The sequence below is a fragment of the Gilliamella sp. wkB7 genome (assembly GCF_001693435.1).
GTDB lineage: Bacteria > Pseudomonadota > Gammaproteobacteria > Enterobacterales > Orbaceae > Gilliamella > Gilliamella apicola_N.
The window spans coordinates 2,051,830-2,077,810 of record NZ_CM004509.1 but is presented as its reverse complement, the minus strand read 5'-3'; the positions used below and the strand labels follow the sequence as shown (position 1 = coordinate 2,077,810).

At 35.4% G+C, this 25,981-nt stretch carries 22 protein-coding genes, 1 tRNA gene and 1 other RNA gene; 11 read left to right on the top strand and 13 right to left on the bottom strand.

Annotation, left to right across the window (positions count from 1 at the left end; genetic code table 11):
* Positions 1–23 precede the first annotated feature (23 nt).
* The 6 genes from A9G17_RS09185 to A9G17_RS09160 form a co-directional block, all read right to left on the bottom strand.
* Positions 24–2,087 carry a BglG family transcription antiterminator gene (locus A9G17_RS09185; RefSeq protein WP_065738447.1) on the bottom strand — a complete coding sequence of 688 codons (2,064 nt, stop codon included), beginning with the start codon at positions 2,085–2,087 and terminating at the stop codon, positions 24–26.
* Between the two features lie 93 nt (positions 2,088–2,180).
* Positions 2,181–3,563, bottom strand: a complete 1,383-nt coding sequence (locus tag A9G17_RS09180) for a PTS galactitol transporter subunit IIC (RefSeq protein WP_065738446.1) — start codon at positions 3,561–3,563, stop codon at positions 2,181–2,183.
* Between the two features lie 9 nt (positions 3,564–3,572).
* Positions 3,573–3,851: a PTS sugar transporter subunit IIB gene (locus A9G17_RS09175; protein ID WP_065738445.1), complete on the bottom strand. Its 279-nt coding sequence runs from the start codon at positions 3,849–3,851 to the stop codon at positions 3,573–3,575.
* A 9-nt stretch (positions 3,852–3,860) separates the two neighbouring features.
* On the bottom strand, positions 3,861–4,337 hold the full coding sequence (locus A9G17_RS09170) for a PTS sugar transporter subunit IIA (protein ID WP_065738444.1): 477 nt from the start codon (positions 4,335–4,337) through the stop codon (positions 3,861–3,863).
* A 310-nt stretch (positions 4,338–4,647) separates the two neighbouring features.
* Positions 4,648–6,003 carry a PFL family protein gene (locus A9G17_RS09165; protein ID WP_065738443.1) on the bottom strand — a complete coding sequence of 452 codons (1,356 nt, stop codon included), beginning with the start codon at positions 6,001–6,003 and terminating at the stop codon, positions 4,648–4,650.
* Between the two features lie 37 nt (positions 6,004–6,040).
* Positions 6,041–6,310, bottom strand: coding sequence for an ACT domain-containing protein (locus A9G17_RS09160; protein WP_065738442.1), 270 nt, complete (start codon positions 6,308–6,310; stop codon positions 6,041–6,043).
* A gap of 145 nt (positions 6,311–6,455) precedes the next feature.
* Between A9G17_RS09160 and A9G17_RS09155 the strand changes: the two genes are divergently transcribed.
* The gene (locus tag A9G17_RS09155; protein WP_065738441.1) at positions 6,456–7,670 is read left to right on the top strand and encodes a pyridoxal phosphate-dependent aminotransferase; all 1,215 of its coding nucleotides are present in this window, start codon (positions 6,456–6,458) and stop codon (positions 7,668–7,670) included.
* A gap of 366 nt (positions 7,671–8,036) precedes the next feature.
* Here A9G17_RS09155 and A9G17_RS09150 read toward each other — a convergent pair whose 3' ends face one another.
* Positions 8,037–8,792 carry a M48 family metalloprotease gene (locus A9G17_RS09150; protein ID WP_065738440.1) on the bottom strand — a complete coding sequence of 252 codons (756 nt, stop codon included), beginning with the start codon at positions 8,790–8,792 and terminating at the stop codon, positions 8,037–8,039.
* 186 nt (positions 8,793–8,978) lie between these two features.
* Between A9G17_RS09150 and queA the strand changes: the two genes are divergently transcribed.
* The gene (gene queA, locus A9G17_RS09145) at positions 8,979–10,022 is read left to right on the top strand and encodes a tRNA preQ1(34) S-adenosylmethionine ribosyltransferase-isomerase QueA (RefSeq protein ID WP_065738439.1); all 1,044 of its coding nucleotides are present in this window, start codon (positions 8,979–8,981) and stop codon (positions 10,020–10,022) included.
* Positions 10,023–10,111: 89 nt separating this feature from the next.
* Here the strand turns inward: queA and A9G17_RS09140 are convergent, their stop codons facing one another.
* The gene (locus A9G17_RS09140; RefSeq protein WP_065738438.1) at positions 10,112–10,795 is read right to left on the bottom strand and encodes a M48 family metalloprotease; all 684 of its coding nucleotides are present in this window, start codon (positions 10,793–10,795) and stop codon (positions 10,112–10,114) included.
* A 138-nt stretch (positions 10,796–10,933) separates the two neighbouring features.
* Here A9G17_RS09140 and tgt point away from each other — a divergent pair, with 138 nt between their 5' ends.
* The 4 genes from tgt to A9G17_RS13475 all read left to right on the top strand — a co-directional run bounded on the left by tgt (position 10,934) and on the right by A9G17_RS13475 (position 12,738).
* On the top strand, positions 10,934–12,082 hold the full coding sequence (gene tgt, locus A9G17_RS09135; RefSeq protein ID WP_065738437.1) for a tRNA guanosine(34) transglycosylase Tgt: 1,149 nt from the start codon (positions 10,934–10,936) through the stop codon (positions 12,080–12,082).
* Between the two features lie 60 nt (positions 12,083–12,142).
* Positions 12,143–12,219: transfer RNA gene (locus tag A9G17_RS09130), tRNA-Pro, on the top strand.
* Between the two features lie 40 nt (positions 12,220–12,259).
* Positions 12,260–12,383: non-coding RNA, RtT sRNA (locus A9G17_RS09125), on the top strand.
* Positions 12,384–12,630: 247 nt separating this feature from the next.
* Positions 12,631–12,738 (top strand): Arm DNA-binding domain-containing protein, encoded by a 108-nt coding sequence (locus A9G17_RS13475; RefSeq protein WP_367301807.1) that lies wholly within the window; start codon positions 12,631–12,633, stop codon positions 12,736–12,738.
* A gap of 207 nt (positions 12,739–12,945) precedes the next feature.
* On the opposite strand, the gene A9G17_RS09120 is transcribed toward A9G17_RS13475, so the two are convergent.
* From A9G17_RS09120 to A9G17_RS09110, 3 genes are all read right to left on the bottom strand, one after another.
* Positions 12,946–14,712: an ABC transporter ATP-binding protein gene (locus A9G17_RS09120; RefSeq protein ID WP_065738436.1), complete on the bottom strand. Its 1,767-nt coding sequence runs from the start codon at positions 14,710–14,712 to the stop codon at positions 12,946–12,948.
* Positions 14,702–16,360 carry an ABC transporter ATP-binding protein gene (locus A9G17_RS09115; RefSeq protein ID WP_176714265.1) on the bottom strand — a complete coding sequence of 553 codons (1,659 nt, stop codon included), beginning with the start codon at positions 16,358–16,360 and terminating at the stop codon, positions 14,702–14,704. Before A9G17_RS09115 ends, A9G17_RS09120 begins: the two co-directional genes overlap by 11 nt.
* A gap of 125 nt (positions 16,361–16,485) precedes the next feature.
* Positions 16,486–18,486: a TonB-dependent receptor gene (locus tag A9G17_RS09110; RefSeq protein ID WP_065738434.1), complete on the bottom strand. Its 2,001-nt coding sequence runs from the start codon at positions 18,484–18,486 to the stop codon at positions 16,486–16,488.
* A 149-nt stretch (positions 18,487–18,635) separates the two neighbouring features.
* Between A9G17_RS09110 and A9G17_RS09105 the strand changes: the two genes are divergently transcribed.
* A complete protein-coding gene (locus A9G17_RS09105; RefSeq protein ID WP_065738433.1) occupies positions 18,636–19,565 on the top strand; it encodes an AraC family transcriptional regulator in 930 nt (309 codons plus the stop codon).
* A gap of 8 nt (positions 19,566–19,573) precedes the next feature.
* On the opposite strand, the gene A9G17_RS09100 is transcribed toward A9G17_RS09105, so the two are convergent.
* Complete coding sequence (locus A9G17_RS09100) at positions 19,574–20,761, bottom strand: MFS transporter (protein WP_176714264.1); 1,188 nt, start codon at positions 20,759–20,761, stop codon at positions 19,574–19,576.
* 830 nt (positions 20,762–21,591) lie between these two features.
* Positions 21,592–22,623 (bottom strand): LacI family DNA-binding transcriptional regulator, encoded by a 1,032-nt coding sequence (locus A9G17_RS09095; protein ID WP_065738431.1) that lies wholly within the window; start codon positions 22,621–22,623, stop codon positions 21,592–21,594.
* A gap of 328 nt (positions 22,624–22,951) precedes the next feature.
* On the opposite strand from A9G17_RS09095, the gene A9G17_RS09090 reads away from it, so the two are divergent.
* From A9G17_RS09090 to rimL, 4 genes are all read left to right on the top strand, one after another.
* Positions 22,952–23,395 carry a PTS sugar transporter subunit IIA gene (locus A9G17_RS09090; protein ID WP_065738430.1) on the top strand — a complete coding sequence of 148 codons (444 nt, stop codon included), beginning with the start codon at positions 22,952–22,954 and terminating at the stop codon, positions 23,393–23,395.
* Between the two features lie 30 nt (positions 23,396–23,425).
* On the top strand, positions 23,426–23,698 hold the full coding sequence (locus A9G17_RS09085; protein ID WP_065738429.1) for a PTS sugar transporter subunit IIB: 273 nt from the start codon (positions 23,426–23,428) through the stop codon (positions 23,696–23,698).
* A gap of 20 nt (positions 23,699–23,718) precedes the next feature.
* Positions 23,719–25,080: a PTS ascorbate transporter subunit IIC gene (locus A9G17_RS09080; RefSeq protein WP_065738428.1), complete on the top strand. Its 1,362-nt coding sequence runs from the start codon at positions 23,719–23,721 to the stop codon at positions 25,078–25,080.
* 183 nt (positions 25,081–25,263) lie between these two features.
* Positions 25,264–25,815 carry a 50S ribosomal protein L7/L12-serine acetyltransferase gene (rimL, locus tag A9G17_RS09075; RefSeq protein ID WP_065738427.1) on the top strand — a complete coding sequence of 184 codons (552 nt, stop codon included), beginning with the start codon at positions 25,264–25,266 and terminating at the stop codon, positions 25,813–25,815.
* Positions 25,816–25,981 lie beyond the last annotated feature (166 nt).

Sequence of the window (25,981 nt, the reverse complement as noted above, 5' to 3'; positions counted from 1 at the left end):
GACTCCTATTTTTGGCAAAATATTCATTGATAGTTTGCAAACAATTTCCAAATTTCGTGGTTATTGTTTGCTTTTCGTATATTTGCAGCTCCTTCATGAAGCTCTAATAATTCATTTAATTGAGCTAAAGCTTTAAGATGTTTTTGTGGATTATTGGTAGCAAGAACAACGATTAAATCGGCATGCATGTAACCACAAATATCAATTTTTTTAGGAAGTTTAAGTAAAGACATCGCAACTTTATTAACACCATCATCAATACCAGCATGAGCAATGATTAAACCATCAACTAACATAATATAAGGTTGTTCAAATTGAATTTTGTTAACCATTCTTTCAAGATAATAACGCTCTATGGATTGATTACTTAGAAGTGGTTTTGCAGCTAATTCAAGTGCGTCCTGCCATGAAATATCGGCTGATTGCGCAATATTGATATGTTCTGGTTGCATTAAATCGGCAAGTGATGGAATTTCCTGTTGAGTGATACGTAAAGGGTTGTCATTTACTTCATCGTTATACAGATATGCGGTTAACTTTTTTTGTAAGGCTTTTCTCTCTTTTATATTACTGAACTTTTCAATAATTAACATCAGTTCTTCAACTTGAATTATGCTTGGATCAATTCCTTGTAAAGTGCCAATCACCTGATTACGAAAAGCATTTTTATGAAAATTATTAACGGATGGATTAACAATAAATAAAAGTTTATCCGTCGATAAATAGGATGTTGAAAACACAATATCGTAATAATGATTATATTTTTCAAACTCACGTTTAGACATCGCATCGGAAAAATGCAATTCGGGTAGTAAGACCTGCAAAGTTAAATAAAGATAAGTTGAAACAGTTGCACTATTTTCACAGACAACAATCGCAATTTTTTTTGTTTTGATTTGATTTATCAAACCTTCACGAGTTAACCAACCGCCAAATAAAACGGTTATAAAAGCGACTTCTTCATCAGGCATATTACAATGTAAAATTTTTTCAAACGGTGCAATGGCTTTTCGTACCATTTCATGTAAATGACCAAACTCTTGTAATACTATGTCATAGACACTATTAATATTGGTAATATGATAACGAATTCGATAATAGGCGGGTTTCCAATGTTGATAGATGCGTTCAATGAGTTCACTTTTATCCTTAAAAGTAATACAACTAATCTGCTCAAAATTATTAATAACATCAACCGCACTTTCCAATAATACTGTATCTAAATGGAAATATTTGTCTGATAAAGTTTGGATATTTGAACTTTGCACAAGAATCGTTAAAAAAATTTGCTCATTAAGATCGGTAATACCAAATTTTTCAATCAACTTTTTCATCAATTGAAAATCACGACTATTGGCAACTTCAGCATAATTTTCAGGTAAGTGCTCAATTTTTTTATCGGTTTCAATGCGCTGTAACATAAAACAGATAAAGTAAGTCAGTTCTTGTAACTGCTCATCGGTAAAAATAATTTTTAATTTTTTCTCTATTTCACTAAATACTTGCCCTACTTGTTCTAATCCACCTTGGGTAATAATATCGTTTTCTTTAAATATTTTATCCGCGACTGGCATACTGATAATTCTACGAATCAATTTCAGCAATAAATACCGCTTGTCAATTTCGTTACCAATAATTCTGTAACCATTTTCACGGTCATAACTTATTTGTAGATGATATTGCACTATCATGAGTTGTACTTTTTTAATATCATTAATAACAGTATTTTGGCTAACAGTCAGCGCTGAAGATAAATGTATTAATGAAAATCTTTCGGTTCGGGTTAATAAAAAGAACAAAAGCAAATGGACTCGCTCATCTTCTGAATATATATAACGTCCGATAGCCTTTGAAACAGGTTCATCTCTAAATGTTTCAATGACATGTTTTGGTACACTAAATTTTCCTGTTTTAAAACGTTTAATTAATTCAAGATTAGAAGACTCAAGGAAATCATTAATTTTCTTAAATGTATAACTAAGTTGTTTGCGTGTTAACCCAAATTCAGCTTGAAGTTCTACGCCACTGACACTGGGATTTTGAATCAAGGCATTTAGAACAGTATGAATTCTCTTATCAACAACCATATAACAATTACCTTTTTGTTCGTTGTCTGATGGTAATTATCATTACCATCAGAGATACTAAACACTATTTTCAACGAATGTTTAAATGCTCATTTATCCATTACTTTCAGCTAAATCTTGTATTGTTTCCCTGCGCAGTTCACGGGCATAAAAGAAATATCCTACACACCAATAGACTGCAAAAATTAAGGGTACAAAATAACCTTGCAAACATTGCCAAATAAAAGAAAACGCATAGGTAAAGACCGGTGCATCAATAGAACTATTTGAAATTAATTGATTGGTTGGAATATCAATTGCTTTAGTTGATAAACCTAAATCTGTGATAATAGGCGCAAATTGGGTACCAACAAATAAGAAAAATGGCACACCTATGATTGCTAAAATCACCATTCTCAAAGTATTACCTTTAGTTAAAATATAAGCAGGAACAATAAGAGCAATGTTGATAATGCCAGCAAATGGTAAAAGTTTATTACCCGGTAAAATAACAGCCCAAATTAAAGTAAAAGGAATAGCAACAATTATAGTAAACCAAATCTCACTGGCTCCTCCCATAAATGGCCAGTCCAAACCGACAAACAATTTACGTCCAGCAAAACGCTTATTCATGTAATCACTAATTGCTTCAGAAATTGGCGAAAGTGCCTGCATAAATAATTTAGAAATCATTGGAAATAACATTAATGCGGTAGCAGCTTGCACACCTAACATTAAAATGGCTGCCACATCATAACCGGCAATAATTCCAAAGGTCACGCCCAATAAAAAACCAATCACATGATTTTCAGCAAAAATACCAATTTTGGCGCGTAACGTTGCTGCATCCATTGGTTTATTTAAAATAGGAATTTTGCGAAGTAACAGATCAAAAGGATAATAAATTGCACTGAAAAATAACATTCGATGAGTACATGTAACGCCTGGTATACCGGTTAATTTTTCAATACGATGTTGATTAATATCACCAGAATTAAGTTCCAATATGATTTGTAATGTGGCAACAATAAAAGCAAGAACCAATGCCACAACAGCCCCTAAAATTGGTGTAGCAACGGCGACAACAATAAAAGCTGTAAAAATTTTTCCCCATACATTCCATAAATCAGCGTTAAATGTATCTGTCTTTTTTAAAACGAGCATTAAAATATTGACGCCCACTTGTAAAGGAAACATAAGAAAAGCATACGGCCAAGCCCAAGATACGTTTGCCATAGTTGTCCAACCGCCATCAACAATACTAAGTTCTATGCCTGTGCGTTCCATCATAGTTTGTGCTGCTGAGCCAATAGCGCTTACCATAAAACCGATCAACATACTCATACCAACAAATGCAACACCTAATGTAATAGCGGCTGATGCACCATCTCTAAATTTCATTCGGACAATTAAGCCAGCAATGAGCATAATGAAAGGTACAAAAACTGGAGCACCTAAATTTAAAATATAATTTATAATTGTTCCAAGAAAATCCATAATGCACTCCTATTTACAGGCATCGATAATTTTTTGTAATTCAGTTTCCATATTTATTCCCGTTAAAAATGCAATGCCATTAATCACTGGGATAGGGTATTGTTTTTCAATTTTGGTTATCGCTATGTATGCCGCGCTACTTTTGATATGAGAATCAACCGATTTCAGATCAACAACTTCGACCTTTATGTCTTCAAGATTTCGTTCTTTTAATAAACGTGTAACCTTACTTGCAACTGTTTGAGATGTAGCAACTCCACTGCCACATGCAACAATAACTTTTTTCATAATGCCTCCTTATAAATTAATATTCGACGTGAGTAGTGTAAAAACTTCATGTTTGTTTTTTGCATGGAAAAGCGACTCTAAAAAACATGAATTCACAAAGCAGGACATTAATTTTTGCAACAAATCAATATGTCCATTTTTTTCGTTAAACCCGAGTAAAAAAACAAAATTAGCTTTTAAAACATGGTCATTATTTGCCATTTCGCACCATGGAATGGTTCCTTTAACTCGAGTAAAAAAGATAAATGGTTTAATCACATGTTCAATGTCAGTATGAGGCATAGCAACTACATAAGGTTCTGTAGGTAAAGCGGTTGGGAATGAAGATTCTCTTTTTTTAATTGCTTCTAAGAAAGAGTCATTAACATATCCTTTCTTTCTTAAAACAGAAAATGTGAACTCAAAAAATTGATTAGTATTTTGGAAGTCTTTATCTAAAAGAATTAAATCTTCAAAAAACATTTGCTCGCTAGATTCATTCCCCATTTCATCCTCCATCATTATGTGATCAGCAAATTTTTAAAATATTAGTCATTTGCTACTGCTAGAATTAAATTAGCATTGTTTAGATGTGATTGATTTTAGGAAATAAAAATAAAAGAAACTAATGGATTTGATACCAAATAGTCGCCATGGTATTGCTCATCATAGGGAGCGTTATAACACCAGTAATCACAATTTTACTGAGCAGAGTTTTATAAATATATTTTTGAGGAAAAATAGAAGATAAATAGATTGATATCCGTCTGCTTTCCACAGACGGAATATGGAAGATAACCAATTTATTATTAATTGATTAGTTTTTGAATGAATGAATTGGAGCCGGAATTCGTCCACCACGATTGATAAAATCACAAGAGGAAAATTTATTTACTGACATCACTGGCGCATGTCCAAGTAACCCACCGAATTCAATATTATCCCCTACTTTTAAACCAACAGCTGGAATAATTCGCACCGCAGTAGTTTTGTGATTAATGACACCAATTGCAGCTTCATCAGCAATAATTGCCGAAATAGTTTCTGCTGGGGTATCGCCCGGAATGGCAATCATATCAAGCCCTACTGAGCAAACACAGGTCATTGCTTCAAGTTTTTCCAAATTTAATGCACCATTATTTACTGCATCAATCATCCCCGCATCTTCTGATACAGGAATAAAGGCACCGCTTAAGCCGCCCACATGTCCACAAGCCATTACACCGCCTTTTTTAACGGCATCATTTAGCATTGCCAGTGCTGCCGTTGTTCCATGAGTGCCAACGGCTTCTAAACCCATTTCCTCTAAAATGTGTGCAACAGAATCACCAATAGCTGGAGTTGGTGCTAAGGATAGATCAACAATACCGAATTTCACCCCTAAACGCTCTGATGCTTCTTTACCAACAAGCTGCCCCATTCGAGTAATTTTGAATGCGGTTTTTTTGATTGTTTCAGCAACAACATCAAACGATTCACCTTTCACTTTTTCAAGCGCTCGTTTTACAACGCCAGGACCGCTGACCCCCACATTAATAACACAATCCGCCTCACCGACACCGTGAAATGCCCCAGCCATAAAAGGATTATCTTCAACTGCATTAGCAAACACCACTAATTTGGCGCATGCCATACTGCTATTATCTGCCGTTAATGCCGCGGCTTCTTTAATGATCTGCCCCATTAGTTTTACAGCATCCATGTTGATGCCCGTTTGCGTGGAGCCAACATTAACCGATGAGCAGACTCTTTCTGTTTGTGCTAATGCTTGAGGAATTGATTTAATTAAAATTTCATCGCCTTTATGGCATCCTTTTTGTACTAATGCTGAAAAACCACCAATAAAGTTAACACCCACTGCTTTAGCTGCGGCATCAAGCGTTTTAGCGAACTCAACGTAATCTTTATCGTCACTCGCACCAGCAATCAGCGAGATAGGCGTAACTGAAATACGTTTATTAATAATTGGAATGCCAAATTCTGAGGTAATCTCATTCCCAACTTTGACAAGATCTTTCGCTAATCGCGTAATTTTTTCATAGATTTTTTGACGAGCTTTTTCACCATCACTGTCTATACAATCCAGAAGAGAAATACCCATGGTAATTGTGCGGATATCAAGTTTTTCTTCCTCAATCATTTTAATCGTTTCGAGGATTTGTTTAGTTTCCATAAGTATTATCCTTTAATAATAAAGTACAAAATTTAGATTATAAACGATGCATCGCATCAAAAATTTCTTCCCGTTGAATATTCACTTTTACTTTTAGTTTGTCACCAGTCTCAGTCAATGCAGTCTTAACATCATCAAATGACATATTAATTTTAGATAAATCTAATAACATAATCATGGTGAAATATTCACCCATAATGGTTTGACTTACATCTAAAATATTAATATTTAACTCATATAATTTCTGACTGATACCTGCAATAATCCCCGTTTGATCTTTTCCAATTACCGTTAAAATAGTTTTCATAACACACTCCGCACAAATTTCACACAATCAAAAGATATTTCTTAGGCTAATTATAATAACATCTTCAAAAATTATCTAAATAGGAGTAGATTGTTTTTTTAATTAAAAAATAAAAACTATCACAATAAATAGAAAGGGTAGAATCATGGTAAATTTCCAAAAATCCAATAAATTGGATCATGTTTGTTACGATATACGTGGACCAATTCTTGAACATGCAAAACGTCTTGAAGAAGAAGGTCAAACTATCCTCAAACTCAATATTGGAAATCCCGCCCCGTTTGGTTTTACTGCTCCTGATGAATTATTAGTGGATGTCATTCGCAATCTACCTACTTCGCAAGGATATTGTGATTCAAAAGGTCTCTACTCTGCCCGTAAAGCGGTTATGCAATATTATCAATCCAGAGGAATTACTAATTTAGATGTGGAAGATATCTATATCGGAAATGGTGTTTCAGAATTAATCGTTCAATCAATGCAAGCACTACTTAATAGTGGAGATGAAGTTTTGGTTCCGATGCCTGATTATCCATTATGGACAGCCGCAATTAGTCTATCTGGAGGTAATGCGGTTCACTATTTATGTGATGAAGAGGCTGATTGGTCACCAGATTTAGAAGATATTAAGCGCAAAATCACTTCCAAAACAAAAGGAATTGTGATTATTAATCCTAACAATCCAACAGGTGCAGTTTACAGTAAAGAGGTATTACTTGAGATTGCCGAAATTGCTCGACAGAATAATTTGATTATTTTTGCTGATGAAATTTATGATAAAATTTTATTTGATGATGCTGTTCATCATTCAATCGCAGCTCTAGCACCCGATCTTTTTGTCATAACCATGAGCGGTTTATCAAAAACGTATCGAGCAGCAGGATTTAGACAAGGATGGATGGCACTTTGTGGACCAAAACAGCACGTAAAAGGTTATGTTGAAGGTTTAAACATGCTAGCTTCAATGCGTTTATGTGCAAATGTGCCACTGCAACATGCCATTCAAGCGGCTTTGGGGGGGTATCAAAGTATTAATGAGTTTATTGTACCTGGCGGGCGACTCTATGATCAATGTATGCTGGCATGGCAATTACTCAATGATATTCCTGGCGTATCATGCACTAAACCACAAGGTGCTTTATATTTATTCCCAAAACTTGATCAGAAAAAATTTAATATTCATAACGACCAAAAATTAGTTTTAGACTTTTTGTTACAACAAAAAGTATTATTGGTACAAGGAACTGGATTTAACTGGCATCAACCCGATCATGTTAGGATTGTCGCCTTACCTCATACAGGTGAACTTGAAGATGCGATTGAAAGATTTGCTAAATTTCTATCTTCCTATAAACAGTAAAATACAAAATAACCCCAGTCCTTACTGGGGTTAATGACAGAAATATTTTAAATTCAGTTATGAACCACATCAAACTTACAAAGTGTTTTCCACTTCTTCAATATTAAGTCCTAATACTGTTAGTAGATTTTTATAAATAAAATTTATTTTGTTGTCATTGAGTAAGACTAATTATTTCCACCATATTACTTTCGCCATACTTATCTTGAGTATACTGAATTACGAAAAGAACCATACATTACTTAATGGGTATAAGAAAAGAAATAAGTTTACTGACAATAATTTTGTACTAATTTAGAATTGTAATTGCATAAAAGTTATATAAAAAAACGCCATGAATGGCGCTTTTATAATATTAGGTCGTTTTTATTTTTTTATTTCTGCAAGTTTTTTGCGGATATTTGCTGCTCGTGATTTAGAAGATGGGTGACTACTCAATATTGAAGAATCTCCACCACCTAATTTATCAAATGCAGTAGCAAGTCCTGCTGGATTAATTTTTTTCTTAACTAAGAAATCAAATGAATAATTATCAGCTTCTTGTTCTTGTTTTTGTGAGAATTGAGAATTAACAACTGCTGATGCTAAAGCACCTAACTTAGATTTAGATATTGAAGCGATTGCTGCATTACCAGACGCAGCGGCAGCATCTTGAGCAATTTCGGTTGCATAAGCAATTTGCATTGCTTTTTTACTATGACCTAAAGCAACATGACCTAACTCATGACCTAAAACACCTTGAATTTCATTATCTGTCATCAAGTCCATTAAACCACTATAGACACGTACACAACCATTCGCCATTGCCCAAGCATTAACATCTTTAGTGATATATACTTTATAATTAACTGGTGTGCCATCAATTTTGTTACCTAAACCTTTAACGATTTTCTTTAATCTTTTAGTATAAGCGTTATTTGCAGAAGCAACTTTTGACTGAGCGTCCATTTGTGCACAAGCATCTTTACTTAATTGTTTAACTTCATCGTCACTTAATGCTGCAGCTTTAAGACCTTTCATTCCTAGGTTAGCTAAATCATCTGGATTCATATTACAACCAGTTAGAGACATAGCTGCAACTAAAGGTAATGCAACTAATAATGTTTTTTGATGTTTTTTCATAATATTTTCCTTATTTAAATAATTATTTATATCCATCTAAACTAAGTTAAGTTAGACGCAGGAATTTTAAACTAACTTTAATAATAATCAATAAATAATTGCTTGTTTTAACACTTGAAAAATAATTACTTGATTACTCAGTATATGAGATTTAGACTAATCACCCATTTTTTAAGGTACAAACTTATGCAATTATCTGATTTCGATTTTACACTTCCTAAAGAACTCATTGCCAAATATCCAGCAAAAACGAGAAGTGCATGCCGACTTTTATCGCTTGATGGAAACACAGGTAACATTAACCATGTTTTTTTTACTGATATTGTCGACAAAATTAATCCAGGCGATTTGCTTATTTTTAATAACACTAGAGTTATACCTGCTCGCGTTTATGGAAAAAAATCATCTGGTGGTAAAATTGAAATACTTATTGAACGATTATTAGATGGGAATCGTGCACTTGCACATGTAAAAGCGTCAAAATCGCCTAAAGAAGGAGCAGAATTAATATTAGGAGAAGACTCATCGGTTATTGTAACTATGGTAGCTCGTCATGATAGCCTCTTTGAATTACAATTTCCGGACGATGTACTTACTATTTTAAATAAAATTGGTCATATACCTTTACCACCTTATATTGACAGACCTGATGATGACCAAGATCGTGAAGTTTATCAAACCGTATACAATAAAGTACCTGGAGCGGTTGCAGCCCCTACAGCTGGACTTCATTTTGATGAAAGCTTATTAGAAAAATTGAAACAAAAAGGCGTTGAAATGGCTTTTGTCACTTTACATGTTGGTGCAGGGACATTTCAACCGGTAAGAGTTGAGAATATCGAAACGCATGTTATGCACGCAGAGTATGCGGAGGTTCCGGAAGAAGTTGTTAAAGCGGTATTAGCCTGCAAAGCCAGAGGTAATAAAGTCATCGCTGTGGGAACTACCTCGGTTAGAGCTCTTGAAAGCGCAGCACAAAAAACTGGGGAAATTGCTCCTTTTTTTGCTGATACACAGATATTTATTTACCCAGGCTACCACTTTAATGTCATTGATTCACTAATCACAAATTTTCATCTACCCGAATCAACATTAATTATGCTTGTATCAGCATTTGCAGGATATGAAAATACAATGAATGCTTATCAAGAAGCGGTTAAGCAACAATATCGATTTTTTAGTTATGGTGATGCAATGTTTATCACTAAACAATCGAATGAATCACGCTAAAATTTTATCAACATTTAATGGAAAGTTGCTTAATCAAGCTGATATGGCAAATTTGGTTGGTAACTTTTCCATTTAACCATTTTTATTACCTATTTATTCTTTAATTTATCTAAAATATTATTCTTGCGATGCAAATTTGATGGATGAGATGTCGGATATTCTGATGCATGAATGGGCATTTTAGATAACATATTTACCAAACCTATGGGATCAATTTTTTCTTTTAATAAAAGATTCAAAGCATATTCATCTGCCTCAACTTCATATTGTTGTGCAATTTCTTGTTTTACCATGATAATAATTTCATTGGCTTTATCAGTAATTTCAATATAAGGAGCCTGACGAAATGATTTTATAGTATGTTTAAGTGCAATATGTCCTTGTTCATGCGCCAATACGGCTTGCAATTCATTATCCGTTAATAATTTAATCAATCCACTGTTCACTCGAATACATCCATTTGCAGTTGACCAAGCATTGGGTTCCGTATTCAAATAAACCTTATAATTTATTTCGTTATTATTAATATTGTTAGGTAATGTTTTAGCGATTTTATTTAAGCGTTTACTTAAAGCATGATTATTGGCTGGAATTGTCGCCCTATGATCCATTTCATTACACGCTTGCTGACTAATAGCAAGTATGTCTTGTTCGGATAAAATTTTTACTGCTTCAGACGGTATTCGTTCAGCTGTACGAATGTTTGTATGATTTTGGCATGCGGTCGACAAAAATATCAATAATAATGAAAATATCAATATAATATAGTTCACAATTCTTAAAATCCTTTCAAAAGTTGTTAATTCAAGTCAAGCACGATAAACTATCCGCCGCAATGTAATAGTACACAACGCATTATATCAATAATTCGCGCCAAACTGTTTATTTGGTCGCAAGAGGTAAATAAATAAATGAAATTTGAATTAGATAATACCGACGGTTTAGCTCGTCGTGGACGTATGAAATTCGATCGTCGTGGAGTCGAATATACGGTAGAAACCCCTGCATTTATGCCTGTCGGAACTTATGGAACGGTAAAAGGTATGACGCCGGAAGAAGTAGCCGCAACGGGAGCTCAAATCTTATTAGGCAATACTTTCCATTTATGGCTAAGACCTGGTCAAGAAATCATGCGTAAACATGGTGATCTGCATGATTTCATGCAATGGCATGGCCCAATCTTAACAGATTCAGGTGGTTTTCAGGTATTTAGTTTAGGTGATATTCGAAAAATTAAAGAAGAAGGCGTCTACTTTAGAAATCCAATCAATGGAGATAAAATCTTTTTATCACCCGAAATTTCTATGGAAATCCAATATGATCTTGGTTCTGACATCGTCATGATATTTGACGAGTGTGCACCATTTCCTGCCGATTGGGATTATGTCAAAAAATCAATGGAGATGTCACTACGTTGGGCCAAACGCAGCAGAAAACGCTTTGATGAATTAGGCAATAAAAATGCCTTATTTGGTATTGTTCAAGGTGGTATACATCAAGAATTACGTGACATATCAATTAAAGGATTAACAGAAATTGGGTTTGATGGTTATGCTGTCGGAGGTCTTGCCGTTGGCGAACCTAAAGAGGATATGCATCGTATTTTGGAAGGTACATGCCCACAATTACCAGCTGATAAACCACGTTATTTGATGGGCGTTGGTAAACCAGAAGATTTGGTGGAGGGTGTGCGTCGTGGCATCGATATGTTTGACTGTGTAATGCCAACTCGTAATGCACGCAATGGTCACCTATTTGTAACCGATGGTGTAATCAAAATTCGTAATGCCAAATATAAAGATGATACAACACCGCTGGATCCTCATTGTGATTGTTACACATGTAAAAATTATACAAAATCTTATCTACATCACTTAGATAAATGTGGGGAAATTTTAGGTGCACGATTAAATACTATTCATAATTTGCGTTATTACCAACGCCTAATGGCAGAGATTCGTGAAGCTGTGGCAAATAAACGTTATGAAGAATTTGTTATCGAATTTTATCAACGTATTGGTAAAAAACCTGCCCCATTCACAAAATCTGAAAATAACTAGTATATTTTTTTAGGTAAGTATTGACACTTTTTAGTTAGCGCAGTATTATGCGCTTCCTAACGGCGAGTAGCGCAGCTTGGTAGCGCAACTGGTTTGGGACCAGTGGGTCGGAGGTTCGAATCCTCTCTCGCCGACCAATTTTAAATAAAAAAGCTTACTCATTGAGTAGGCTTTTTTATTATCTGCATTCTGAGAGGATGAGAACCGACCAGAGGTTCGAGTCGAGCGCAGCGAGACAACGTTGCTTTAGCAACGACCCGCAGAGCGAGCATGAAATGCGAGTAATCCTCTCCGCCGACAACCTTTTTTAGTGTTCATAAATCCCTACTAAATACATAAAACATGTTATTCAATTAGTTACAAAACGCCACTATTCTTGCAAGTCCTATGTCGTCCCTTGATATCCAAGAAGATTTGATGACCAAAATGAAGTCATTATTCTAACAAAAAGATGTGACCCGATGAAACTGACAGACACTTTTATTCGTAATGTAAAGTCAAAAACAAAGTCATTTAAACTCACTGATAGCTGAAAACTTTATTTATTAATATCTCCTACCAGTTCAAAATCGTGGTATCGTAGATTTCGATTTTCAAGCAAAGAAACGCAGATAGGATTTGGCTCTTATCCAGCCGTATATACCCAGAGAACTTAATATAAAATTGTATGAAGTCGGTAATACAGCAAAATATACACTGTTTTAATTTAACCGGCATACTATTGTAGCGGTCACCGAAAAATAAGCATAATGAGTCTGTGTTCGGGGAATTAATTTTACCGCTCCCGTTTTACCGCCTGATATATCACATCACATTGTGTAAAATCGTTTAATTTTATCTGTGTTGAAGTAGTCATCGCGTTATCATTCCTCGTTTGATGGGGTAAGCTGCCATGAAAGCGATTGCTGTTGACGCTGCCACAATTGAGCATAAAGACCATTTTGGCGAAGCAAGCCCTCATGCTCCCCTTGTTCCACCAAACATCCAGCGTTCATAACAAGTATTTTCTGAGCTTTTTGTATTGTGTTTAAACGATGAGCAATAATTACAACAGTACAATGCTGAGACAAGTTTTCTAATACTCTATGTATTGCCAGTTCAGTGGAAGCATCAATACTGGCTGTCGCTTCATCCAATAAAATGATAGGGGCTTTTTTTAATAATGCCCTAGCAATTGAAAGTCGTTGACGTTCTCCGCCTGATAATGAGTAACCGTTATCACCAAGAATTGTTTGATAACCATCGGGCAACTGCTGAATAAATTTATCCGCTTGAGCTAATTTAGCAGCCTTAATCACTTCCTCAGTTGTTGCAGTCTGATTACCCATCAAAATGTTGTCAAATACTGATGCAGAAAACAAAACCACATCTTGAAATACCATGGCAATATTGCGATGTAAGATCTCACTAGAAATTATCTTAGTATCATGTTCACCCCAAAGAATCTGACCGGAGCTTGGTATCCACATTTGACCAATCAGTTGCAACAAAGTGCTTTTCCCTGAACCACTTGGACCAACAATAGCTGTTATGCCATTACCATGAATGTGGCAGTTAATATTTTGTAAGGTCGGACTGGATTGCTCAGGATAGGTAAAACTGACCTGTTGCACAGTAATTTCATTGGATTCAGGGATTACAGAGGAATTCCCATCATTATATGTGGTGACCGGTGTTTCACTCAGTAGTTTTTTGATACGTTCCATGGCTCGTGAACTAAATCGAAGTTTTATTAATCCATCGCCAAGTATTTGTAACTGTCGATAGACAATCAGTGAAAAAAAATTGATCAGGATAAAGTGCTGAATATCTAAATGTTCCTGAAACAACAAATATCCACCTGATACGAGTAATAATAGAAAACTGGACTCACAGACAAAACCAAACAATGCGACTAATGCAGAGGGTTTAGTTTCCAACATCAGTTGCGCTTGATATTGTCGAAACAACGCATTAGAAAGACGCTTCCAGGCTATACCAAACTGACCAAAGCAGCGAATAACGTTAATGCCCTGTATATAATCATATAACTCTGCTTGTGCATCACTGGCAGTATCCAACATTTTTTCATCATAACGACTAATGACTCGCTGTGTTAATGTCATAACCCAAAAGGAAAAGGGAATCGTTATAATGACCAGCAAAGCTAAAAAGATATCAATCCAACATAGAAGTGCCAATATTAATAGCATCGTGACTATTGTACTGGTAAAGACAGCCAAAAAATGCGACCACAACCATTCGATTAGCTCAAGATCGGATGTTAAACGAACACTTAAATCACCTGTTCGTTTAGCTGAAAACCAACCTAGTGGTAAAGCGTGTAGATGGTTAATAATTCGAATTCTAGCTTCAGCCATCATGGCATAAGTACCACCAAAAACGTGGCTTAATGCCAAATTACTTAAATATATTCGCCCCAACAGGCAGGACAATAAACCGACCGTGCTTAGCAGGATTATCTGTAACGAAATGGTTGTATTGAAAACGGATAGGATAAGTTGTGCAATAATGTAATAATTTACTGTCAATAAACAACCATCAAGTGCCGCCAGAAATAATCCTTTCGTTAACCGACGATCTTGATAACCAGCCAACTGATAACCGGCGCGAATAAATTTAATGATCATCTATTTTCTCTCCATCCAACTCAATATCTTGCCAGAGTTGGCAATAACAGGGACAATTCAAAAGCAGTTCGTCATGGCGTCCCTGACCAACCAATTTCCCTTGATCGACAACAATTATTTGATCGGCATGAATAACCGTTTTTAGGCGATGAGCAATCATTAGAACACTTCGCCCATTACAAAGATTGGAGATAGCCTGTTGAATAAGCCACTCGTTCTCACTATCTGCATAAGCAGTTGCTTCATCCAAAATTAAAAGAGGAGCATCTCTTAATAATGTTCTGGCAATGGAAAGGCGTTGGCGTTCGCCTCCCGATAAGCGAGCGCCATTTTCACCAATTTGGGTGTCATATCCTTGTGGTAGAGAGAGAATAAATTCATGAGCACAGGCTGCCTGTGTTGCTGCAATTACCTGCTCATTATTGGCATCCGGTCGGCCGAGTAATAAATTTTCCATAACTGTGCCATTAAAAAGATATACATTCTGAGATACCATTGATATCTGTTTAAACAACTCTTCCACAGGCCAATGCTGGATATTGAGCCCACCTAAAGTGATTTCACCGTTATCACAGTCAAGTAATCGTGTTGCTAAACGTGCAATTGTTGTTTTCCCTGCCCCACTGGGTCCAACAATAGCCGTTAACCCATGTGGCAACGTATTAAAGGTTACTTCTTGAAGGGCTGTTTTTTGCTGATCGTAACAGTAAGAAACGAGAGAGAACGACAGCACAAGGTTTCCCGTTGGTAAACTCGCCGTATCAATCTCATGAGATACCATCATCTGTGATGCATTAACTATCTGATTAAGACGATCTAAAGAGCCCTGCCGCTGGGCTTGCTCCGAAAACGCAAATACAAGGCGTGAAAACGGCTGAAGTATCACAGGAGCGACCAATAAACACAGTAACCAATCAACTGGTGTTAAACTCCCTTGAAAACAGCGCCAAGCTCCAATAGGAGCCACTAAGACTAAATTGCTTGAAAGTAAACAATTAAAACAATTCCAACCAAACATATTCTTTTTACAGTAGTTTTCTATCCAAGGTGCGACATCACGAATTGTCTGACTGAGTTGACGAAACGAATCAGCCCTCAGCCCAAAGCTTTTAATCACTACAATGCCACGGATATATTCACTCACCTTTTGCGCTATATTGATCTGTAATTCTCCCCATTGACGCGCTTGTTCATTACTGTGTCGCATAGATAACCACTGGCACCAAACCGCCACTGGCAATAATAGGACGGCAGTAAACGCCATCGGTGCATCTACGTAAATTAACAATGATAATCCGACGATCGGCACAGTAAGCGCTGAAGCTACATCAGGCAAAAAATGAGCTAGAAAACTTTCTAATGCGGCAGTATCATCGTTAATTACTTTACGTAAATCACTTGCTGTATGAGTACTGAAAAACGATAAAGGAACTAATCCCAGCTTGTGAGTTAAATGTAACTTTAAATGATAAGCTAGTTTTAATGCACCGTGATGAGCACTAACATGGCTAATCACAATTAATCCCCAGCGAAGCAACATTACAATGAATGCCACAGCCAGACATGAATAGATAAGTTCAAGAGACACTGTGGCAATAGTCAGTTCTTCTACCATGAGGTAAAGTATCCAAATGGGTACCAGCGTCATAATGGTTGAGATGATTGCTGTCAGTATTGATATCCAAAAAGCCTTACCCATTAACTTTACTAATAGGATAAAACTGAGTGGTTCAGAAATATTCATGACTTTGCCCGAACTTATATGTGCCAAACTTAAAATAACTCAATTTTTATGTTAGCGCCCGCAGTTAAGCCTTCGTTGAATTGAGCAAAAGCTCTATTACCTCGGGCGTAACCGTATGTACGGTAGCGTTTATCAAAAATATTGTTGATATAACCGTACACAGTAGTTCGTTCATTGATTTGCCAGCCAAGACTAATATCAGTTGTACTATAACTACCCTGACGTAGTTGATTGCTACCATCAAAGTAAAGAGGACCAGTCACATTCACAGCTATTCTAGGCATTACAGCACCTATTGACGTTGCAACCAAGCCATCTACACTAAACCCAGCGCCATACCTAGGAATAAAAGGAACTCGATTATTAGCATAATCATCAGCAGTTACATTACTGGCAAACTTAGAGTGGGCTAAATTGCCATTTAGTGTTGCGGCCCATCCGGTTGTAAATAACCATTTTGCATCAGCTTCAATACCAAAGGCATTTGCACTACCCGCATTTTTCAATGTTTGAGAACCCATCGGACCAGAGTAAAGCTGCATATTTCGAGTATGGGTATAGTAGAGGGCACTTTGAAGCTGAAAATCTTCCATTTCATAGCGTGAACCAATCTCATAGTTAATTGATTTTTCAGCAACAAAAGGCTTTGCAGGAGTACCGGCTTGTGGTGTAATAGTAAAACCAGCAGACTTATATCCTTGTGCGACGCGCGTATAGACACGCCAGTTCGGTGTTAAAAGATAACCAGCTGAAAACTGTCCTAAGAGTTGATTATCACTATTATTCCCGGCGGACCAGTTGCTATTTTTACCATAATGCGTCTTCGCTTTATCATGAGAAGCGCGTAAACCTGCTCCCAAATCAAATTGGGAAACATGCCAAGTTCCATCCATATAAATGGCTAATGATTGCGAGGAGACTGAAGAATCTGTTGAACTGGATTTACGACTTTCATCAATATCCAGTCGGTATAACCCCAATACCCCATCCCATAAGCGGTCATCGCCTTGTGTTGCCGCGCGAATTTCCTGTGTATTTTGATTCCAATGCTCTGAGGATTGTGCTGAGAAAGGACCATAAGGAAAACGACGTTCATATTTCAGTTGTTGCCAAGCACTACTAGCCGTCAGTAACCAATCGCCGAAATCATAACTTCCATTTAGAGTCTGACTATGTGTACGACGATGCATACGCGGATCTAAACTACCCGCAGACGTTAATAATTTGCGGCTGTGTGTATTTTTATAGTCTAAATATGTATCCTGAGTTGAATGAGTTCTATCTTCTGTTGCACTAAAATTGATTTCCCAAGGTGCGGCTATCGGAGCTAACCTGAATTTAATATTACCCGTATTTTCATCTGATCCCCCCAATCTTTGCGAACCAGTGGATGGGTTATTGAATGCCCCCGGTTGTTTCTGACGCAGCAATGTGATGCTGCCATAGAATACATCCTCTACCAGAGGACCACTGAGATTCAAACGGCTATGGTAGCCTTTTCGGCTAGCACCACCACCATCAATGTAACCGCGAAATAGGTTATTAGGCTTGGCAGTACTAATATTAACTATACCGCCCTGCGCACTGCGACCATAAAGAGTGGCTTGCGGGCCTTTCATCATGGAGACATGATCAACGTCGATCAAAGACTGGACTAAATTAGTCGACAATTGTGGTACGCCATCAACATAAAATGTGATTGCAGGTGTATATAAATCCTGAGCAGAAGAGATACCTCTTAGTGATATCGCAGGGAATAGCAAATTACCACTGCTTTGTATATTCAAGCCGGGCAATACCCGAGAAAGTTTATTAGTATTATCTACCCCCGCGGCTTCGAGTTTAGCCTGAGAAATGGTATTAGAAGATACATTCAGTGAAGATGCTGCATTATTAGATTGTTTACTTGCAGTTACAATAATAGTATCAAAGTTAGTTTCTCGGTCGCTTTGTTTAGATACTTGTTCTGCCAGCAATTTCTCATTATATAACAAACCTAAAACGCACAAATATATAAGTTTTTTTTTCATTGATTATTATCCACTGTTACTTTTCTTTTTGAGCTAAAAACTCATTGTAAAATAGAAATTTGATAATGCTGGTGTACAAAATCTTCAAAAAAAGTATAATTAAGGATAATGATAATTATTATCATTTGATTATAATAAAGAGGTGACTGATGAAAACCATTCGCTATAGTAAAAATACTCCCAAACTGGCAAAAGACAAACAACTCTTTGAAAACACCGAATGGTTTAATATACAAGGATTGCTTAATGCTGGCTTCGTAGAAATGGCTCCGTTACAAGATATTCGAAATAACACAAAGGTTGATAAGCATTTATCATTAGTGTTTATGCTCAATGGGGCTGTGCATCATCATATACATGGATCTAAATCAGTCGTGTCTTATCAACCCAATAGAGTCTATCTCTCTTACTCACACGATACCATATATGGCACTGATTTTTTTCCTGCTAATTACTGTTATAACATCATATTGTTACAATTCCGTCCCGACGAGTTATTAGAGATATTCAATGAGCGCTCACTAAATAGCTATCGTGCTAATATGCAATTTTCTTCACCTAATTTCTGTATTTGGCGTTTAACACTAACACCTGTCCTCAAAGATATAGCACAACGATTGCTAGCTGCCAGAAGATCTTCTGATGCTTTATCACTACTCAATATACAGAGATTAAGCCTTAACGCGCTGTGGTTAACATTAGAACAATTAAAATACTCCTCATCGACAGATGGAGAACCAATGAGGAGCAACTTAACTGGTCGAGATCGCAAAAATGTAATAAATGCACAATTATTTATACACGAGCACTTTCAAACTCATTTAATCATAAAAGATATTGCTAAAGTTATTGGAGTGAGTGAGTCTAAATTAAATAGAGACTTTAAAAAGATGTTCAATATTGGTATACACCGCTATATTATCAACTATCGCTTGCAACAGGTGACAAAATTACTCAATGAAAGCACATTAACCATCAGTGACATTGCAATTCGATGTGGCTTTACCTGTGCTGGTCATCTCTCCAGACGATTTGTTGAGGTGTTTGGTGTCACACCTCATGCTTATCGTTGCAATTAATACAAAATCTATACTGCTTTTAAGATTGAGCTTCGATATAAAAAAATAAGTACGAATAAAGCACAGCCTAAAGTAAGATTGAAGAGTGTAACGTAACCCATATAATGAGCAACTATACCACCGATATAACCAGAACATCCTGCAGCAAGCGCTGCTCCGCATTGAAATAATGTAAAATCTAATCCAGCTTGCTTCAACGATGCTTGTGTGGTTAGGAACGAGTAAAGACAAACTAAGCCCACGGAAAAAGTATAGTTAAAAAACAGATAGCTAACAATAAGCCCTATTGGATTTATATCAGGCTGAAGACTTAATATGATAAAGCAACTGATTGACAAGCATTTAAATAAGGTCGCCAATAAGAGTGCCCAGCGATAGCCTATAATCCGGATAAAGAGCATACCTGATAAAGTGCCTAGCATCCCACAAGCAGCACCGCCAAAACTGGTTACTTTGCCTAAATTCTCTAAAGAAAGTCCGGCGTCAATCGCAAAAGGAGATAGCATAGATGAAATTAAACGACCACTAATCTCAAAGAAAAAGACTAAAACGATCGCCTTTAGCATCATTGGTTGCTTTAGTGTTTTAATGAGAGATGGTCTCTGATAGCTTTTTTCTGTAACAGGAAGCTGATTGATACTCGGTGCTAATAACAAAGGTAGCAATAAAAAGAGTAGTAATCCACTATAAACAAGTAAGGAGAATTGCCATCCCCATTTATCACATAGATAGATTAACCCACCACCGCCTACTGCCATTCCTAAATAACCACATCCAATTCGTAATCCATTGCCGATACCGTATGATTTTGAATTTAAATTCTCAATCATATAAGCATCACAAGCAATCTCACTCGTGCAACAAACTAATGATAATAAAATTAATAGTGAGATTAGTGTGATGAACATATTTTCATGAATGAATGATAGGCCAATTAATATCACCGCCAGAGCCACTTGTCCTGTAATGACAATTTGTTTGCTGCGAATTTTCCCAGATGCAGTGACTCTATAACGCTCAACGCCACCCGCCCAGAGTACTCGAAGTGTCCAAGGAATCATAGCAAGTGACACTAAACCAATTGTGTACAAATCCACATTATGACTCCGTAGCCAGGCCGGTATCGCTTGAAAGACAATACCACCGATTAATGTTTGAACAAAATAAAATGAGCCAATTGCAAATATAAGTTTCAAAAGAACGCCACCATTAAATATAAAAATATCCACAAAAGTACAAAGTTTTTTTCATCAATTATTATCCACTGTTACTTTTTTGGAGCAAAAAACCCATTCTAAAATAGATATTGGATAATGCTGGTGTACAAAATCTTCAAAAAAAGCATAATCAAGTTTAATGATAACTATTATCATTTGATTATAATAAGTATTACTTAATTTTTAGTCGTTATTTTTATAATAGTTATGATTAAAATGGTAAGGCTTTATTATGATGTGTGTATCAATTTTCCAATTGTTCAGGCTCCGCAATATATTTTCGAACAATTTCATTTTTTATTTCACTTTTATTTGTCATCAAACCTCCAATAGATTATTCATTTATATTTATTAGAAATTGAAATAAGAAAGAAAGTAAGTAATAAAAAGTAATAAAAGGTATATTTCATCGGAAAGAGCGTCATCCATATAGCGCTTAGCAGTATTATTCTGCATATTGTAATAAATAACCCCAAAATATTAATGTCTCGCTGTCATCTTTTATTATCTCGATCCCTATCTGAGTTTGGATCGTAAATATGCCATTGAAGCACAAAGGAGCCTATTTTTTGCTAATAGTTTTCTGACTTTGCAAATCTGTCGTTAGCTATGTAGCAAATATTCTTAGAATAATAAGGCTATTTGCTATATAGCTAATGCAATGCGAGTAATCCTCTCTTGCCGACCAAAATTAAATAAAAAAGCTTACTCATTGAGTAGTTTTTTATTATCCATATGTTAGAAGATGAAAACCGACCGTAGGTACGGGTCGAACGTAATAATTTAAATACCCTATCTTATTAAGCTATTTAAACGCTCGCTCGCAATCGAACGACTGGTGCTAACGCTGATAAATCTGTTTCATGTGTTACTTTTTTATTCTTTAAATTATCTAACAGCAGAGAGGCTGAATATTCACCGATTTCTTTATACGGTAAAGCGACCGTTGTTAATGCAGGAAAGCTCACTTGGCTAAACTCATTATCACCAAAGCCAGTTACAGCTAATTGATAAGGTACTCGAATATGTCGACGCTGACATTCATATAGGACTCCACAAGCTAATTCATCAGTTGTACAAATTAATGCGTCTAGTTCTGGCCAATTTAATAACATATCGGGTAATAACTCACTTCCAGTACTAAAATTGGCTGGTTTAGCAGCATTAATAACTCGATGTGTAGGGCGATGATAAGCTAACATGGCTTTATACCAGCCGTGTAGACGCTGTTGAAAAATTTGATATTCTTGATTAGCACAAAGTAACCCAATGTGTTGATAACCTTTTTTAATGACATGCTCAGTGAGCATATACATAGCCAAACTATCATCTATTCCAACATCCATATTAGTTAATCCATCATAATCTTTACCAATATTCAAAATAGGAACAATTTTATTTTGTAAAATTTGCTTAATAAAACTTTCATCTTCAACTTGAAATAGTAATATTGCTTCAAGGTTATGACTATATAAAGCATCTAACATTTGTGATTCAAAATTATAATAATGATAAGATTCAATAAGTAAGGTTGTGTACCCCTCTTTTGCTAAGTGTGTTTGAAGCGAATTTAACCATAGTTGAGCTGAATGATCGTATATTTTGGGTGTGATAACTGCAATGACTCGATTTGCCGATGCGGAGGCTAGCAAACTTGCAGCAACATTGGGTTTATATCCTAAAGCATCGACAGCAATTTGAATTTTTTGACGAAGTTTATCTGAAACTCGATCTGGAGTTCGTAAAGCTCTAGATACGGTCATTGTTCCGACACCCGCATATCTAGCGACATCGAATAAAGTAATCTGTCCAGTAGTTTTACGCTTCTTTATTTCTTGCATCTTTCATTCCGATTGAATTTAATCTAAATTTTTTCAAATAAATCTTATATTAGTAGTAGCAAAGCAGAAAAATCGATAATAGACAATCAATAATAGAAAAGTGTGATATAATCACTTCGAAATCACTCTCATTTCTATAATATTATTACGTCTAAATAACTAATTTATAATCGTTATATCAAAAATGTTACTTTCATCACAAAATGAGAAAAATTTTCATCAAGTTTGATAGCGCTATCACACTTCTAATATTTTTTTATTTCTATTCTTATTTAGTATGTTATTTTTTAAACTAACAATTGATGATATCAGGTTTAATGGAGGAAAAATGTTAGGTAAATGGTTAACCAGCCAAACAGTCAATGTTGTTGATTCTGTTGAAGATTGGAAAGAAGCGATACAAATTTGCGCAAAACCATTATTAGAAAATAATGCCATTTCGCCAAATTATGTCCAAGCAATTTTTCAATTACATGAATCAATTGGACCTTACTATGTATTGGCACCGGGTATCGCTATGCCGCATGCTAGACCAGAGCAAGGTGTCAATCAACTGGGCTTATCTATGTTACTGGTCAAACAAGGCGTGAAATTTAATTCAACAGAAAACGACCCCGTATATTTAATTACTTTATTAGCGGCCAGTGATAGTTCAAGCCATATTGAAATGTTAACTCAATTAGCTGAGCTGTTTAGTGAATCAAACGATATGCAGACAATTTTTAAGGCACAAAATAGTGATCAAATATTAGCTGTGATCAATCGTTATTAAATTTAATAAAATTAGAAAAGGATAAATAAAATGAAAATTATGGCAGTTTGTGGTTCAGGTCTTGGTAGCAGTTTTATGGTTGAAATGAATATCAAAAAAGTTCTAAAAAAATTAAATATTGATGCAGAAGTAACGCATGCAGATCTTGCATCAGCAACACCAGAACAAGCTGATTTATTTGTTATGACTAAAGATTTAGCAGACAGTTCTGGCATTCCTAGCGATAAACTGGTAGTTATAAATAATATAATTGATATCAATGATTTGGAGTCCAAACTCGTTGAACATTTTGATAAGCAATAGTCTGATAATGAGGTGTTGCGATGATTCAAGAAGTTGTTAAATTTTTCGTTGATATTTTAAAAGTACCGGCCGTATTAGTTGGTATGATTGCTATGGTTGGGTTAATAGCCCAACGCAAATCCTTTGCTGATACGGTAAAAGGAACAATTAAAACTATTTTAGGATTTTTAGTATTGGGTGGTGGCGCAACTGTACTTATTAGTGCGATTACACCATTAGGCATGATGTTTGAAGAGGCTTTTAAACTACAAGGTATTGTCCCAAATAATGAAGCTATCGTATCTATGGCATTAAATGATTATGGTGCAGCAACAGCATTAATTATGGCTTTTGGAATGATTGCTAATATTGTGGTTGCGCGTTTTACATGCTTAAAATTTATCTTTTTAACTGGACATCATACCTTTTATATGGCGTGTATGATCAGCATTATTCTAACGGTTGCGGGTTTTGAAGGTTGGCAATTAGTCTTTACTGGAGCCCTAGTACTTGGGTTAATTATGGCATTTTTCCCTGCAATAGCTCAACCATATATGCGCAAAATCACAGGAAATAATGATGTTGGATTTGGTCACTTTGGTACCTTAGGTTATGTATTGGCAGGAGCGCTTGGTCAAGTAGCTGGTAAAAACTCTCGCTCAACGGAAGAGATGAATTTACCTAAAAATCTAAGTTTCTTGCGTGATAGTTCAATTTCAATTTCATTAACAATGATGATTATCTATTTGATCCTTGCCGTTTTTGCTGGACCTGATTATGTCCAAACAAAGTTAAGTAATGGTGATAATTACCTAGTTTATGCAATTATCGAAGCAATTACCTTTGCTGCTGGGGTATTTATTATTCTACAAGGCGTACGGTTAATTCTTGCTGAAATTGTTCCAGCATTTACAGGTTTTTCAGAAAAACTCGTGCCGAATGCCAAACCAGCATTAGATTGTCCAGTTGTTTTCCCATATGCACCAAACGCTGTATTAATTGGTTTTTTATTTAGTTTCCTTGGTGGATTAGTTGGTCTATTTGTATTAGGTCAATTAAATGCTGTACTAATTCTACCTGGCGTAGTTCCTCATTTCTTCTGTGGTGCAACTGCTGGTGTTTTCGGTAATGCTATGGGCGGACGTCGAGGTGCAATGCTTGGCGCATTTGCTAATGGTTTATTAGTCACATTTTTACCTGTCCTTTTATTACCTGTTTTAGGTTCGCTTGGTTTTGCTAATACGACTTTCTCTGATGTCGATTTCTGTGGTATTGGTATTATTTTAGGTAATATGGCTAAATGGTTTAACAAAGATATAATAATGATTATTGTTGTTGCTATTTTTGCTCTTCTGGTTATCCATAACTACATGTTAAAAAATAAGAAAACCGCAAATGATTAAGCTTAAAATTTTTTAATTAATTTCAGGTAACAATTAAATTACCAGATCAAATGATCTGGTAATTTTTTATAATTAATGCTAAAGATAAAACTAAAAATATAATTCTTTAATTAAGTAAAGATTATGTTATTCTTTAATTTATATTAACACAGAATTGGTTATACTCTCTTAAAGGAATAATTAATGACAAATACCAATCAACAAAGTATCTTTGTCAATGAACATATTCATTTAGTGCCATCAGATCGACAATACTCAACTAAGTTATACAATATTATTGATGTTAATCGTGATAGTTTTAGTCAATTTATGGCTTGGCCTAAGTTTGTCAATAATGAAGCAGACACATCAAATTTTTTAGATAATTGTTCAGTCGAGCATCAAAAAGATATTACCAAAACTTATGTAATTTTACTAAATAATAACCCTGTCGGCTTACTGTCTTTCAATCGAATAGATAAAAACAATAAGACAGCCTATATTGGTTATTGGCTCAATAGCCAAGCAGAAGGTAAAGGTATTATGACACAAGCAATTCAAGCACTTACTCATTACTATGCATCACAAAAAATAATTAAACGATTTGTTATTAAATGCTCAGTGGATAATCCTAAAAGTAATGCGGTTGCTAAGCGATGCGGTTTTAGTTATGAAGGAACGCTCAAACAGGCTGAATACTTAAATGGAATTTATCATGATCAAAATATTTATGGTCTAATTTCAACATATATTTAAAATTTTCACCAAACTGTAACAAAATGATTACTCACTAACTTTATATTAAATATTTTATTAATGATTAATTTAAAGAAAAATTACGCACAAAAAACCGACTAATGTCGGTTTTTTAGTTTTATAACGTTTAAATGACTCATTTTGCAATAAATTAAATTAATCACTT